Raw genomic sequence first — 14,215 nt, forward strand, 5'->3', positions numbered from 1 at the left:
CACTGCATCGACCACGTTCAATTGCAGGCAGGATTGTGTTAGTGTTTCGCGCAACGCGGGCTTTGGCATCAGGTTTGCTCCGGGCGCAACCAGGCTTTTGGCGAACATTAATCCCAAGAACACACATCGATCCATTTTCAGGAATTGCTAGATGTTGCAGGTGAACAAGCCGACCTCGGAGATCAACCGTGATTTCACCGAGGCCGACGGCTCCCCGTCGCAGACGCTGACCTCCTATCTCGACATTATCAGGCGCCAGTTCCCGACCATGGTCGCGATCGTCTCGGCCTGCGTGATCCTGGCGCTGCTCTATCTCTTCACCGCCGCACCGCTGTTCACCTCGACCGCCTCGATGGTCATCGACACGCGCAAGGTGCAGCTGTTCCAGCAGCAATCCGTGCTCGGCGACATCGCGATCGATTCCGCGACCGTAGAAACCCAGGTCGAGATCCTGAAATCCGAGAACATCAGCCTCGCCGTAATCCGCGATCTCCATCTGACAGACGATCCCGAGTTCACTGGCGGTGGGGGCGGTCTGCTCGGCACAATTATCGGCGCCGTCTCCGGGCTTTTCTCGGAGGGCCGCCCATCGTCCGAATTCGAGCAAACTCGCAAGGCGCTTGGCGTGTTCGAGAAGAACCGCACCATCAAGCGCCTTGGCCTCACCTACGTGATGGAGATCGGCTACACCTCGAAAGATCCGAATAAGGCTGCGAAGATCGCCAATGCGATTGCAGACGCCTACATCGTCGACCAGCTCGAGGCAAAGTACCAGGCGACCCGCCGCGCCAGCGTATGGCTGCAGGACCGCATCAAGGAGCTGCGCACCCAAGCCTCCGTGGCGCAAAAGGCAGTGGTGGATTTCAAGACGGCCAACAACATCGTCGACACCGGCGGGCGGCTGATGAACGAGCAGCAACTTGCAGAGGTCAATAGCCAGCTTGTGATGGCTCACGCTGCCACGGCCGAAGCCAAGGCGCGGCTCGATCGTATGAACGACATCCTCAAGCAGGACATTCCGGACGCCAACGTCGCCGACGCGCTGAAGAACGACACTATTGTGAAGCTGCGCGCGCAATATGTCGACATGGCGTCCAAGGAATCGATATGGGCTATGAAGTACGGCTCGGATCACCTGGCGGCCGTCAACCTGCGCAGGCAGATGGCGGAGATCAAGAAGAACGTCACCGACGAGCTAAAGCGCATCCAGCAATCCTACAAGAGCGATTACGACATTGCGGTGACGCGCGAGGAGAGTATCAAATCGAGCCTCGCCAATGCTGTGTCGGAGTCACAACTCACCAACCAAGCGCAGATCCAGCTCCGCGAGCTCGAGAGCAACGCCCAGTCCTACCAGGCGATGTACGACAACTTCCTCCAGCGCTACATGGAGAGTGTGCAGCAGCAGTCGTTCCCGATTACCGAGGCACGGGTGATCAGCGCGGCAACGACGCCGCTGGTGAAGAGCTACCCGAAGTCGCTGATCATCCTGGCGGCGAGCCTGCTCGGCGGCATAATGCTGGCCTTCGGCGCGGCGATGGCGCGCGAGCTCACCGACAAAGTGTTCCGCACCACTGGCCAAGTCGAGGAACAACTCGGCGCCAATTGCATCGCGATTCTTCCAGAGCTCGGTCCCGCGACCGCGGCGCCCGGACTCGGCGAGAGGATGCTGGGCAGCAAGCTCGCCGCGAAGGGTAATCCCCAGCCTGATCTGCTACGCTATGTCGTGAACAACCCGTTGTCACGCTTTTCGGAAGCTGTACGCTCGGTGAAGGTGGCGGTCGATCTCAACTCCATTGTGCGCGAAAACCGCGTGCTGGCGACGACGTCGACCTTGCCGAACGAGGGCAAGAGCACGCTCTCGACCAATCTCGCCCAGCTCATGGCGCATGGCGGAGCGCGGGTAATCCTCGTCGATGCCGATCTGCGCAATCCCTCATTGTCGCGCGCGTTGGTGCCCGACGCGAAGATCGGTCTCGTGGACGTTGTTGCGCAGAAGGCCCGGCTCGAGGAAGCGCTGGTTGTCGATGCCGAGACCAAGCTCTCGATTCTGCCGGCGGGTGCCACGTCGAAGCTGCTGCATACCAACGAGATCTTGGCGTCGAAGGCGATGCACACGCTCGTCACCCAGCTCCGCTCACAGTTCGACTACGTGGTGCTCGACATGCCCCCGATGGCGCCCGTGGTTGACGTGCGCGTCACCTCTTCATTCGTTGATTCCTACGTGTTCGTGGTGGAGTGGGGCCGGACCAAGATCGACGTCGTCCGGCATAATCTGCGCGGCTCGCCGGAGATTCAGGACAAGCTGCTCGGCGTGGTTCTGAACAAGGCTGACACGAAGGCGCTCGCGCGTTACGAGTCCTATCATGGCCGTTACTATTACCAGAAATATTACGCCCGTTACGGGTATGTCGAATAGCTGCCTGGGTCGCTCGTTGCTCCTGCGTGGACTGTTGCTTGCGGCCGGGCTTGCCAGCCTGCTCTGGTCCATTGCGGTGTTGCCTTCGTTCCGTCGGCTTGTACCGGCCCGCGATATCGCGGCACGGATTATTTCGGACGACCGGTTGAAGATGCCGGCATTGGCGGAGATGCTTGCCGGCATCGAGCCTGCAGCACCGGCCGGCCTCTCGCCCCCCAAACTGTTCCAGGCCAGCGCGCTCGTCCGGCTTCGGCTTGCCGAATTAGCCATGGCGCGCAGGAGCTCCGAGGAGGCGGATGCCGAGATCGCAGCCGCAGAGCGAAAGCTGGTTGAGGGGTTCTCTGTCAATCCGACAGATTCTTTTCTGTGGCTGATGCTCTATTCGGTTCAGACGAGCCGCAACGGCTTTGATCCAAAGACGGTGCCCCACCTCGAACGATCATATCTCGCCGGGCCCCATGAGGGCTGGATTGCGCTTCGCCGCAACCAGCTCGCGCTTGCTGTCTTCCCCCTGCTGAGCGAGGTAGCTCAGGCACGCGTAGTCGATGAATTCGCCGAAATGGTGGATGCAGATTTTTGGAACGATACCGAAGCAAATCTGACCGGCATCGGCTGGGCGCATCGTGATCGGTTGCTTGCCGGGCTTCAGCGCGTCGATCTCGTCTCGCGTGAGGCGTTCGCGCGCATGCTGTTCCGGGACGGCTACGACGTTCCGGTCCCAGGCGTGAAACCAAAGGAGAGACCGTGGTGATGGCTCCAACTTGTCTCGTTCAGGCTCGTCCGTGGCTGACGGCTCTGTGCGTGCTTTGCATCAGCGTTTCCAACGGCCATGCGCAGACCCCCACCACGGGCCCGGCGCTGACGATGCAACGCAGTTTGGATCAGTCGGGAGGCAACGTGATACGAGATCCGCTTGGTCGCCCTTGCCTCGATATTGAGGCTGCCGCGCGTAGCGGTACGATCAACCCCGACTTGAAGGATCATATCGTGAGCCTTAAGAACAACTGTGCCAAGCTTATCAAGGCGAAGGTTTGTTACGCAGGTTCCGATCACTGCAACGAAGTAGTCTTACAGGCTTACAAGCGTGTGGATACGGTTCTCGGCAGCATGAAAGGGGTGACGCTCTTCCGTTACACTGTCACCCAGCGGTAGCGCCGATGTGGGAGTCGTTCATGAGCAGGTCTGCGCGCGTCATTGTCGCGGCATTCATGTCCGCCTGGGTCGTGGCCTGCGAACCGGCCACGGGTGCCCCTTCCGTCTTCTGGGCGAGCGACCCCGTGCGACCGGACGAGACAGTTCTCGTTGTTGGTGATGGCCTTGCCAAGGTCGAGACGGTGGAAATTACGCGGGTCGCCGACCAGGCGGAGCGCGCTGCTCCGCCGGCTCAGGGCGTCAAGGTCATCCCCGTCCAAGTCAGTAACGAGTCGCTGAAATTTACTATTCCGAAGGACATTGCCCAAGGCGTTTATCGCATCACGTTTGGGAACGATCCGGCTCCCATCCTCGACCTGAATGCCCCGACGATCTATTGGCCGCAGGGGGATCTAGGCGCGAGCAGCAGCCCGGGCGGCTGGCTCCGCGTGTTCGGCCGCAACATTTCGTCCGGCCAAGGAACGATGGTTCGGCTGAAGCCTGCGGGCGGCACCGGTGGGGAGATTACGCTGCAGCCGTCGGCCGCGAGCGTGTGGGACGCCACCTTCAATCTCCCTGCCAATCTCGCTGGCGGCGAGTATTCGGTTAGGCTCTGGAATGGCCATGGCGATTTCAGTGATTGGCGTGACGTTGGCATCTGGCGGTTGGAAGAAAAGCCGGTTTGGCCCGACCTGACCCTCAATGCCAAGGCCTTTGGTGCCGCCGCTGACGGCGTGCACGACGACACGCCCGCACTCAAGTCGGCGTTGCTGTCCCTCGCGCAGAAAGGCGGAGGAACGCTGTTCCTACCCCGCGGCTACTACCGCGTGGCGGATGGGTTGACCTTGCCGGCCCATACCCGCCTGAAGGGCGAGGGCCGTGCACTGGTGCGCTTGATCTGGCCGGACTTCCCTGTGCCTCCTTTGGCCCTGCTCGACGGCTCGACGGAGTTTGCGATCGAGGACATCACGATCGTGGCCTTCAACCACGCGCATATCATCAGCGGTGGGTTTTCTCGTGCGCCGCGCGACGAAGCTGCGGAGCCGCGGAACATCGCCTTGCGCAACGTGACCGTGCGCGCATCGATGTATCGCGGTCATCTCACTCCCGATCAGACCAATGACCGCCTCAAAGCCGCCCTGAAGTTCTCGACCGGCGGACCGGATACAGTTCGCCTGACGGGAAAGAACCTCATTGTCGAGGATTGTGACCTCTACGGTTCGGGCCGTTCCCTGTATCTCGAGCGCCCCGGCTCGGCCCGGGTGACGGGCAACAAACTCTACAACGGGCGTTGGGGTTGGTATTCGGTCAGTGGCGCAGATCGCGTGATATTCGAGGACAATGATGTGATCGGAGGCGATTTGCAGAGTACAGGGGGGGGCTTAAACACGCTCGGCAAGCACGAAATGTTCGCTCAAAACATCGCGTTTCTGCACAATCGTCTTCGGATGATGAATGGATGGGATCGAGAGGCGGTGACCTCCGATGGACCTGGAGGATGCTACTATGGCCAAGTCGCCGGCATTAGCTCCGACAGGAAGACGGTGACTCTCCCTTCGCCGGGGACGGGCGTCCCGCAGGACGTACAAAGATGCATCGGAGCGGGGTTCTTCGTTTTGGGCGGACGGGGGATTGGGCAGGTCCGCCGCATTCGATCAGTGGAGGGCCAAAGCATCCAGCTTGATAATCCGCTTGATGTGTCGACCGACGGCTCCTCGATCATCTCGCTGACGAGCTTGCAGCGCCACTATCTGATCGTAGGAAACGAACTCTCTGACGCTGGCAACGGAATCCAGCTCTTCGGTTCTTCCGTCGATCACATCATTGCCGATAACGTCTCCTGGCGAACGTGGGGCATTCTCAATAGGGGACTATATTACCGAGCATACCAGCCGACTTGGTACACCCAGATTTTGAGTAACCGTATCGCTGAAGGTGACACGGGGCGGGACTCCCTAATTGGAACGTGGGGATCTCAGCGGCTGCCCAATCCAGCTCCCCTGTCCCTGGCAACAATCATCCGTTCAAATACCTTGGCTGAGGGGGCGCATATCGAAGTGAAAGGTTATGCCCAACATGCGCCCGGCGTGCGCGACGTGATCGTCGAGAATAACCAGCTAGCAGGCCGCGATGGCCCGGTTCGTATTGACGAAGGAGCCGCAGGTGTGCTCTTGCGAAAGAATATTGGAGGTGAGATGGCGGCCGAGGCGGCGCGCAAGCCATCTACGCCTTAGGCCTTCAGGAGGACTTGCTCGCTGTAAGGCGCGGGAAGTTGGCTTCAATGCGTAGACCGGTTTGCTTTGCGAGTTCCTTTGCTATCGCTTGGGAGTCGCGCATCCCTTCTATGGTTAGAGTCAATTCCACGAGCTTAGCGCCGACGAGAAATCGGTACCAGAACCCCTGGAGCACGTGATATATCAACCCCTCCTTTCCATCCAAAAAGCCAAGGAGGAAAAAATAGCGGTACAGGAAATATCCAGCCGCGCTGAATTCGAACGGAATTCGATTATAAACCTTCTCCTTAATGAATCGCTTGATGGCAGCTTGGTAAGAGCTTGCTTCGACTGAGAGGCTTTCCTCCCGCGGCATAAACCCGAATCGTTGGTTGAGCACATCGACAGCTTCGCGCGTTGCATATCTATTGTGTTTGTCGGTGAAGAAGCTGAGATTGTTCAGATTGTGGTCCGCGAACCCTCCGTTAAAGGTAACCGTCGTTCCACCCTGAACAACCATATGCTCGTCCATCCAGCGGTCCTCGATATGTCCTTGGCCGCGTCGCCAGATGCGGAGCAGAACGAGAATACCCCGGCCGCCGTAGTTGATGGTTCTGTTCATGAAGACGAGTTTGCGTTTCAAATTGATCCCAACGACTTCATTCGGGAGGTTGGGCAAATTACGAGAGATTTCTGCGGCGAGGTCCGCTTCGATGATTTCATCCGCGTCGAGACGCATGATCCAATCGGACGTGATGGGGCAATTATCCAATGCCCATTGGAACTGCTTTGCATAGTTTGTGAACACGTGCTCAACAACTTTGGCACCGTATTGAGTCGCAATTTCTTTCGTATGGTCAGTAGAGCCTGAGTCGACCACAAATATTTCATTGGCTATTCCCGCAACTCCCTTCAGGGCGCGAGCGAGATGCAGTTCTTCGTTGAATGTTAGAATAATGACGGCCAGGCTAGCCATGGATCGTGCGCGCCCTCAGGAATTTGGCGGGATTGCCGACGTAGATATTTGCTTCGTCAAGATCTTTGACCGTGACCGCCCGCGCACCCAAAACAGCATGTGGATGGACGGTCACGCCCGGTCCAACAAAGGCCTCCGCAGCGACCCAAGCGTGAGCGCCAATGCGTATTGGTTCTGTTACAAGCGGGAAGTCGACATCATCAACGTCATGTGAGCCGGCGCACAAATGGGCCCTTTGTGATACCAGGGCAAAGCTTTCGATGGTGATCGTATCCATGCAGTAGCATATGACGCCCGGTCCTAAGCATGCGTATTGGTGCATCTCGAGGTTGGGCGGATACCAGACGCTGACACCGGGATATATTCTCGCGGTCGGCGCGATTTTTGCGCCGAAGACACGAAGAAGTAACCGGCGCCAACCGTGCAACGGAGCAGGGGTCCAAATCCCGAGTGAGAGCCAAGTAGCGTTCCAAATAGCTCGTTCAATTCGGTGTCGAAGTGGGTAGGTTGCTCCGCCGAATCTGGGTTTTAGGCTGTTGTCGCAGGAAGCGAGCATTCGAGCTATTCCTATAAGCTGAGGCTGGCGTCATAGTTAAGTCTGGCGGAGCGCTGTAGATGAAGGAGATATCACCGAAGGCTTCTTGTCGCTGAGGGAGCGGGCATATCCGGTCGGACTTTTGTTTTGCCCCGACCAAGGAGGACTTTCGCCCCAGATGTTAGAGGTCGCTCGATCCATACATGAAAGCACGTCCCAGCCAGTAGCGCGAACCCGGTCACGAAGAAAAAACACAGGGTGTCCGGAAGTGTCACAAACCTCAGCAGTACAATAACAAATTTGCTCGCTGCCGAGACCGCCAGAAAATGAATCAGATAAATCGAGTACGATGCGTTCCCCAGAAATGTGAGCGCCTTCGACAGGCGGATGGGACCGAACCTTTCGATCTCAGTGAGCCCCGCAATTATCGCCGCTGCGGCTAAGCCGAAGGCTAAGTTGATAAGAATGCCGCCTTCTTTCTCAGAGGCTCTCAAAATCCATATGATGGAAAAGGCTAAAGTGCCGCCCAAAAGCGTGGTGCGGGGGAAGCGTATCCAACGCCTTTCGAAACATATGGCGACTACGACCCCCATGCCAAATAGAGCATGATATTCGGAAAAAACAAAAGACGTCGGAAAGTTTGGTTGAACAAGTGGAATAAGGATAGAGAGAGCCATCCATAGAGCTAGTATGCTCCCCCCTACCCGCTTAGAGGCAATGATCAGCGCAAAGAGAGCGTAAAACAAGACTTCGTGTCGGAGGGTCCATTCAACGATCAGCAGAGGCTCACGAGCGGCCGGAAGGAGAAGAAAGGCCGATGCGACATCAAGGACGGTCAAGTTGGGATTTGTATTGAGACTCGGCCACACAAGGTAACTGGTCAGAACCAAGGCTAGCGTAGCCCAAAGCGCGGGTATTAGCCGGCTAACTCGCTTTCGGATGAAGGATCCAACATATTTCGGCTGGCCAAGTTCACAGCGATGAATATAGAAAATTATAAACCCGCTCAAAACAAAAAAGAAATGAACGCCGGACGAGCCAGCGTGTAGAATGGGGTATAAGTCTTTGCCGATATATTTGGGAAGGGCCAAGACGGCGTTTGCATGAAAGAGCAATACCACGAGCGCTGCGAACGCTCTTCCCGCCTGAAGGCCGTTGAAATCGTGGGTTATCGTTTCCCGGCCCGTGGGTATCTCTTGCGGTTGGTCTTTCATAATTGAGAGGTCTGCCCCACGTCATTCCGAATGGCCGCATTGCACACGTCGATCAGGTTGACTGCCGTTATTTCTACGTTGAAGCACTCAGAGAAACCTGATCGAGCCAAGAATCTCATTCGCTCACGTTCTGAATGATTCATATTGAGATATTTTTTTAGCATCTCGAAAATGTCGGACTCGATGTCATTGCTGACGAGTCCTCCGCCGGTTTCAGCCACTTCTCTCCAAATATTTATTTTGTTCGTAATCAGAACAGGGACTCCGCAGGCCATGGCCTCGGCGATCACGATGCCAAAGTTCTCTTGATGGGACGGAAGGACGAACGCTTCTGCGCAGCGAAACGCGCCGAATTTTGTTGCACCTGAGAGCATACCCACCCAGTGAATCCTATCGGTGATGCCGAGCTCCTCTGATTGTCTTTCGAGTTGGGCCTTCCAGCCCACTTGATCCGGTCCAGCAATGACTAGGTCAATGTCGGGAAAGTCCATCGACAGACGAGCAAAGGCGAACAACAGTAAGTCGAGCCCCTTTTTGGGGTGGATGCGACTTAAGAAAAGCACGTATCTACGCGAAGAAAGATGGGGGAAGCTCGACCTGAAGGCGAGTATTTGCTCTTCGGCGGGACTGTTCAGGTCGGAGATGCCCAGAGGCACTACTCGCTCGCGGTATTTATGACCGCGGAACGACCCTCGAGCCAGGCGACGTTCGTCTTCGGCCGTAAATAGAACAGCAGCCGCTCCGCTCAACACACGTCCTTCAAGGGCGGTCCAATAGAGTTGCTTCCATAAGTGTTTGATTGGATAGGCAGCTCGAAACCAGGGATCCAGCATTCCGTGTGCAAAAATCAGATATGGGATTTCTGCTTTTCTAAGTCGAAGCCAGCTCCCAACGGAGGAATAGTTCCAGAGCCCATGCAGGACGACCAGCGAATAGTTGCTGAGATTTGTGTCTAGCCAAGGTCCTAAATTGGCAGTGTAGGCGTATCGCTTCGTCGCTGGCCCGAGCGGATAGATTTTCAGTGGGAAGTCCTTCAGCCAAGCAGAATTCGGTGCGTCCAACGATACGACATCAACGGAGTGACCGCGCCTCTCCAGCTCCTTTCCCGTCGCAATCAGAACCTCCACCGGACCTCCCGACCTCGGATCAGTTGAGGCTATAATATGAAGTTGCTTCATTCTGATAAGCCGCTCTGTCTTACTGAACGTACGTCGATGGCGGACCGAGACGAAAGCTTGGGCATCTCACGTTTTGAGCAAAACACGCTCGTCAGTCCTGCCAGACAAAGAAATTCCATTAGTGATAAAGGCGCATTCGCGCCGAAGGGGCCGCGCATTAGAATTGGTGTCGCGGCTATGAACACAAGAGCCCGCAGATTAAGCCCGTTAACTAGTGGGCGGCGCATTGATCCCAATCTTATAAGCAAAAAGGTAACCGAGAAAGCGCCAAGAACTACCCCGATCAGCCCGAAATCCGCGTAGAATTCTCCGGCAAAAAATAGAGAGAGGTTCGGCGTCCCCGCGATTTTCGCGTCAGTAAGACCTGTTCCCATGTCCACTGCTAGCAGCGTGGCCTTCCCCGGCCATATCGACCTCGGAACGAAGAACAGCAGAAGTCCCAGGGTTTTTTCTCCCCATAGGAAGTCAGCGGATGCCAAGTATTTCACTTCGTAAGCCAGCATGTCGAAGACATCGATATATGGTAGATGAAAGAAGGCCTCCTTCAGATCGATATTCTCTAGTGCCCGACTTAAGTCTCTCCCGAAGCGGCTAGTTAAACTTAGCACCGGCATCAGGAATACGATGGCGAAGAAAACCCCGCCGTAGCAGGCGACGGCTCTAATGCGGCCTCCAAACCAAATGAAAATGATGGGAAGCCAAGCTGCCAGTAGGTAGTACCGCGCCGAATTATACGGATTTTGCGATACCAGCAGCAGGGTAAGAACTAGGAGAGTTGCAGGTGCGGCGAGACGCGATGCTGGCGACGTTCTATAGATCGTCGTAGTCAATATCGCGCTAACTATTTGTAAGGCGAGAAACGCCGTCGCAATAGTAGAAATCTCATCCCGTAGCTTATCTGCTCGTGACGCGAGTACATTTGAGATGCCGCCTGAGAAGATGACGAACGCAGCAAAGGCTAGAATATTTAGCATTATCAGCGGTCCGGTGTGCGCCGCCGAAAGCACCAAATTAAAAGTTCTCGGAATCTTTGGTTTGAAAAAGAACTTTGTGATGGTGACGGTAAGAAAAAACAAGAAGATCAGCAGTGCGGTTTGCGCCAACTCTGCGTCAGTGAATGAAATTCCCGCTACCGGCCCGGCTGTCTTTCCGATGTACCCGTCTCCGATTGTCTGACACGGGCCAATGACGAAAAAGAGGTAAGTGATCAGCCAGATCATGTCCTCGGCTACAAAAAACTGCTCTTTGATGGGATATAAATTGAGACAACAAAGTAGCAGGAGTGGTAGCGTCAAGGCGATCGAGTAGGGCTCCGCGGCGAAAATGCAATTGAGGACATAGTACGCGACTAGGAAGCTAATTCGAGTCATGAGCTTGTCGTACTCTCGCTTACAAGGGACGCGACGCCATGAGCGAACTGACCAGCGTCTGCACGATCACCAGCCGCTGATTCTGCGGCTAGGCGAGAGAATAGGCGTTTGTCCAGTCCGATGATCTCCATAAAGTACGCAAGCCCGCGCGGATTGTCGGGCTCAATAACGAATCCATTAACGCCTGACCGAACGAGAACATCGCGCGCGCCACAATTGTCGGACAAAATAACCGGTACCCCCATCGCCTGAGCCTCTATGACGACGTTACCGAATTGTTCTTCGGCGCTTGGCAGCAGGAGCGCCAGTGTTGATCCGAGAATCTTAGCGACCTGCTCAGTTTGAAGGAATCCATGAAAGGTCAAATAGGACGCAATTCCGAGCCTTTCCGCTTGCTGCCTCAACTCTTTTTCAAGGGGACCTGATCCGCAGAGGTGCAGGTCATGGGGGAGCGCTGAACTCGTTCGATAGAGCGCGTACGCGTCGAGAGCCATCGCGATGTTCTTCTTCGGCACGAGCCGCGCAACAATGGTGAAATGTCGTTGCTCGAAAGGAACGCCGCCAGGTGCCGGTTCGACGCCTGCAAGCTTTCGGATACGATCGACCGAGAGCGTATTGTATTCGGTCTGGATCTTGCCGGCGGGAATGCCCAGAAATCGCATGTAGTCTCTGGCGCGCCTTCCGGATGAGATTCCCCCGCAGTAAGGCAAGTAGAACAGGCTCTTCCCGACCTCGCGCCACAAGTTGCGTTGATAGTCGTCGAATTTAGAGCATCCCATCGCGTAGACGCGCCTGCCGAGCGCGCGCAAACAGCTTGCCGCAATGAAGGTTGCTGGATGATCGTAGTGGCAAAGAAAGATATCGGACGCACGTCCTTGCACGCATGCCAAAATAATCTTGCGGGCGCGCTCAAGAGTGCCGATGGCAGCTAGCTTTTTGTGCGGAAACAAGATGATTTTGCGAAATTTGCTACCATCCTCAGGAACCCAATCGTAGACGTCGCTGTCGCCGCAAATCTCAATTCCAATTACCGGACGCCGATTGGTGAAATGCGCGGCGACGGCATCGACGCGATCGACATGCATCGGCCCAAAGTTATCCCAGACAAAAGCGATCGATTCGTTCAAACTGGTGTTCATCTGTTCAGGAGCGCCAAAACTGAGGGGTGAAGGCGGATTTCACGTCCTTCGGATCAATCAGCTTGGATTGAACAGCAACCTTCAGGACGCCAATCAAACAAGCGGTTTCCGTCAGAAGCAGCACAAGCCCCATTCCGAACAAGCCCACGAAGTGCGCAACTGGAATGGCCAGCAGTACAGATCCGATCGATACGGATACGAGCAGCCCGCTCACTGCGGTATGTTCGTTCGATGCAAGCATCAGATTGGAGGTGTAATACCACAGGCCATGTGCTACCGTTGCCAAGGCGACCAGCAGGACGAATAGAGCGTTCGGCTGAATCCTCCCTCCGGTCCAAATGCTAACCAGCCGATCGCCAATAGTCCCGAACAGAACTGCACCAGGTATAAGTACAAATCCCACGGTTGCGAGGTTGAGAGCCACCATCTTAGCCAACGCTGCCCGCTGACCTGTTGCGCCGGCTGCGGACAATTCAGGCATCGTCGCGCGGTTGATCGCGCCAACCATCTGAATTGCCACCCGACTGACTGTGCGCACGGACGCAAACGTAGCTGCTGCCGTCGCAGATATAAAAACGCCGGTCACAAGTACCATTCCCTGGAGATTGATCGCCAGCGCGGAAGGGATGGCCATCGCGGCAAGGGCGGGTATCCATAGGCGGCGGATCTCGGGGAGTGCCGCTTGGCCGATCCCCAACCTCAACCAGGGAACGCGTTTCTGGAGAGTGGCCAGCATCAGCAAAAAGTTCAGGATTTGCACGCAAAGCATTGCCGAAGCGCACGCCGCAAAACTGCCACCCGACCAGGCCACAGTCAGAGTGGCGGTTACCTCGAGAAGAGTCATGACTTGGTACAGCATGGTACCAAGTGCGTAATTCTGAGTTGCTCGAAGTCCAGCCAACACGATTCGAGCGTTCATCACCACGGCGGAATATAGAATTAGCACCACAAGCGAGATCTGGTGCTCCTGCGCCCATGTCGGCAGCGTGCCAACGAGCGGGAGCACAAAGGCCAATGCGAGAGTGGCAAGGATGATAGCGATCGAAACAGTATTTACGAGGACCCAGGCGCTTTGAAATGTAGCGCGAACTTGCGAGTGCATGCCGCGCGCCACTTGCATCGTCATGTCGCTGGTCGCGGCTGACGCAAAGCCAAGGTCTGATAGAGCAAGATATGCGGGCATGGTTGTCAGCATCAGCCATGCGCCATAACGGTCGACACCCCAAGTGTGGGTAAGAATTGGCACGGTGGCGATTTGCGCGATAGCTGCCATCGTGATGCCGGCCGCATTCACGATCGTTCCATTCAAGATTCTTTGTCTTATGGACATGCGACTAATTGTGGCACCGAGTCCGGTTCGGATCCAAAACTGCTCTTTAGGTCCACCAAATCCAGAGAGCGCGGCGTCATCAGGCCAGCTTCGTGAGAACGGAGGTCTCGTTCGGATGAAGGACTCCCGGCGCATAACCCGAATATCGGTCGATCTCAAAACTGCCGGCTGCCAGTGCCGTCGCAATAAGATCAGTATTTACATCCGTGTTGTCCAGGATCAGGAGGCCGCCCTTACGAAGCTTCGGGATACCTTCTTCGACGCACCGGCGTCGATTGATCCCATCGACCAAAACGATATCGAAATCGCCTTGGTGCGAGTTGATGCAACGAGCGTAAGCCTCGGGATCTTTTTCCAGTGTCACCGGCGGCTTACCCTCGGCGGCAAGCAAAGCATTTACGCGCTTGGACCAGCTTTCATTCGATTCTACGGATCTAACCTCTGCGGCCCGCTCAGAAAACCAAAGGGTCGACATGCCGGCGCCATACTCGAATACACGGGCGTTCCGAACGTGGCCTTCGATCGCCGCGATGGCCTTATTCACAAGCCACGGTTGCTTTGCCAGTTTGCCGAATAGCGTCCGACTAACGGTGGTTGCGAGCGCGTAGGAAATGTCCGCTGGATTTGCACAAAGCACGCCGGAAGCGGTGTGAAATCGAGATTTGCGGCTTTCGTCTGCCCGATAGATACGTTCGAAAAGGTTCAACTGC

12 protein-coding genes are annotated in these 14,215 nt (G+C 56.1%); 4 read left to right on the forward strand and 8 right to left on the reverse strand.

Translation table 11 applies throughout. From position 1 onward, the window contains the following. Positions 1 to 151: 151 nt before the first annotated feature. The 4 genes from XI04_RS27010 to XI04_RS27025 are packed head-to-tail and all read left to right on the forward strand — an operon-like array spanning position 152 to position 5,784. Positions 152 to 2,419: a polysaccharide biosynthesis tyrosine autokinase gene (locus tag XI04_RS27010; protein ID WP_271623809.1), complete on the forward strand. Its 2,268-nt coding sequence runs from the start codon at positions 152 to 154 to the stop codon at positions 2,417 to 2,419. Continuing rightward, the gene (locus tag XI04_RS27015) at positions 2,367 to 3,170 is read left to right on the forward strand and encodes a hypothetical protein (protein ID WP_271623810.1); all 804 of its coding nucleotides are present in this window, start codon (positions 2,367 to 2,369) and stop codon (positions 3,168 to 3,170) included. The genes XI04_RS27010 and XI04_RS27015 overlap by 53 nt, the downstream gene beginning before the upstream one ends. After that, positions 3,164 to 3,571 (forward strand): hypothetical protein, encoded by a 408-nt coding sequence (locus XI04_RS27020; protein WP_271623811.1) that lies wholly within the window; start codon positions 3,164 to 3,166, stop codon positions 3,569 to 3,571. Before XI04_RS27015 ends, XI04_RS27020 begins: the two co-directional genes overlap by 7 nt. Positions 3,572 to 3,591: 20 nt before the next feature. Beyond that, positions 3,592 to 5,784, forward strand: coding sequence for a glycosyl hydrolase family 28-related protein (locus tag XI04_RS27025; RefSeq protein WP_271623812.1), 2,193 nt, complete (start codon positions 3,592 to 3,594; stop codon positions 5,782 to 5,784). Positions 5,785 to 5,788: 4 nt separating this feature from the next. Here XI04_RS27025 and XI04_RS27030 read toward each other — a convergent pair whose 3' ends face one another. From XI04_RS27030 to XI04_RS27065, 8 genes are all read right to left on the reverse strand, one after another. Further along, a complete protein-coding gene (locus XI04_RS27030; RefSeq protein ID WP_271623813.1) occupies positions 5,789 to 6,739 on the reverse strand; it encodes a glycosyltransferase family 2 protein in 951 nt (316 codons plus the stop codon). After that, positions 6,732 to 7,016, reverse strand: coding sequence for a hypothetical protein (locus XI04_RS38890; RefSeq protein ID WP_442869419.1), 285 nt, complete (start codon positions 7,014 to 7,016; stop codon positions 6,732 to 6,734). The genes XI04_RS27030 and XI04_RS38890 overlap by 8 nt, the downstream gene beginning before the upstream one ends. A 350-nt stretch (positions 7,017 to 7,366) precedes the next feature. Next, positions 7,367 to 8,488, reverse strand: a complete 1,122-nt coding sequence (locus tag XI04_RS27040) for an acyltransferase family protein (RefSeq protein ID WP_271623815.1) — start codon at positions 8,486 to 8,488, stop codon at positions 7,367 to 7,369. Then, positions 8,485 to 9,615, reverse strand: a complete 1,131-nt coding sequence (locus XI04_RS27045; RefSeq protein ID WP_271623816.1) for a glycosyltransferase — start codon at positions 9,613 to 9,615, stop codon at positions 8,485 to 8,487. The genes XI04_RS27040 and XI04_RS27045 overlap by 4 nt, the downstream gene beginning before the upstream one ends. Before the next feature lie 47 nt (positions 9,616 to 9,662). Further along, positions 9,663 to 10,886 (reverse strand): hypothetical protein, encoded by a 1,224-nt coding sequence (locus XI04_RS27050; protein ID WP_271623817.1) that lies wholly within the window; start codon positions 10,884 to 10,886, stop codon positions 9,663 to 9,665. A 146-nt stretch (positions 10,887 to 11,032) separates the two neighbouring features. After that, positions 11,033 to 12,175, reverse strand: coding sequence for a glycosyltransferase (locus XI04_RS27055; RefSeq protein ID WP_271623818.1), 1,143 nt, complete (start codon positions 12,173 to 12,175; stop codon positions 11,033 to 11,035). Positions 12,176 to 12,179: 4 nt separating this feature from the next. Further along, a complete protein-coding gene (locus XI04_RS27060; protein WP_271623819.1) occupies positions 12,180 to 13,484 on the reverse strand; it encodes a lipopolysaccharide biosynthesis protein in 1,305 nt (434 codons plus the stop codon). 100 nt (positions 13,485 to 13,584) lie between these two features. Further along, positions 13,585 to 14,211, reverse strand: coding sequence for a hypothetical protein (locus XI04_RS27065; protein ID WP_271623820.1), 627 nt, complete (start codon positions 14,209 to 14,211; stop codon positions 13,585 to 13,587). Positions 14,212 to 14,215 lie beyond the last annotated feature (4 nt).

Origin of the sequence: Bradyrhizobium sp. CCBAU 11430, assembly GCF_028128855.1 — a bacterium.
GTDB classification, from domain to species: domain Bacteria; phylum Pseudomonadota; class Alphaproteobacteria; order Rhizobiales; family Xanthobacteraceae; genus Bradyrhizobium; species Bradyrhizobium ottawaense.

Excerpts from the sequence above, each read along its gene's own strand:
- XI04_RS27010 (WP_271623809.1), top strand. The coding sequence starts at position 152 with ATGTTGCAGGTGAACAAGCCGACCTCGGAGATCAACCGTGATTTCACC.
- XI04_RS27015 (WP_271623810.1), top strand. The coding sequence starts at position 2,367 with ATGGCCGTTACTATTACCAGAAATATTACGCCCGTTACGGGTATGTCG.
- XI04_RS27025 (WP_271623812.1), top strand. The coding sequence starts at position 3,592 with ATGAGCAGGTCTGCGCGCGTCATTGTCGCGGCATTCATGTCCGCCTGG.
- XI04_RS27030 (WP_271623813.1), bottom strand. The coding sequence starts at position 6,739 with ATGGCTAGCCTGGCCGTCATTATTCTAACATTCAACGAAGAACTGCAT.
- XI04_RS38890 (WP_442869419.1), bottom strand. The coding sequence starts at position 7,016 with ATGGATACGATCACCATCGAAAGCTTTGCCCTGGTATCACAAAGGGCC.
- XI04_RS27040 (WP_271623815.1), bottom strand. The coding sequence starts at position 8,488 with ATGAAAGACCAACCGCAAGAGATACCCACGGGCCGGGAAACGATAACC.
- XI04_RS27050 (WP_271623817.1), bottom strand. The coding sequence starts at position 10,886 with ATGATCTGGCTGATCACTTACCTCTTTTTCGTCATTGGCCCGTGTCAG.
- XI04_RS27055 (WP_271623818.1), bottom strand. The coding sequence starts at position 12,175 with ATGAACACCAGTTTGAACGAATCGATCGCTTTTGTCTGGGATAACTTT.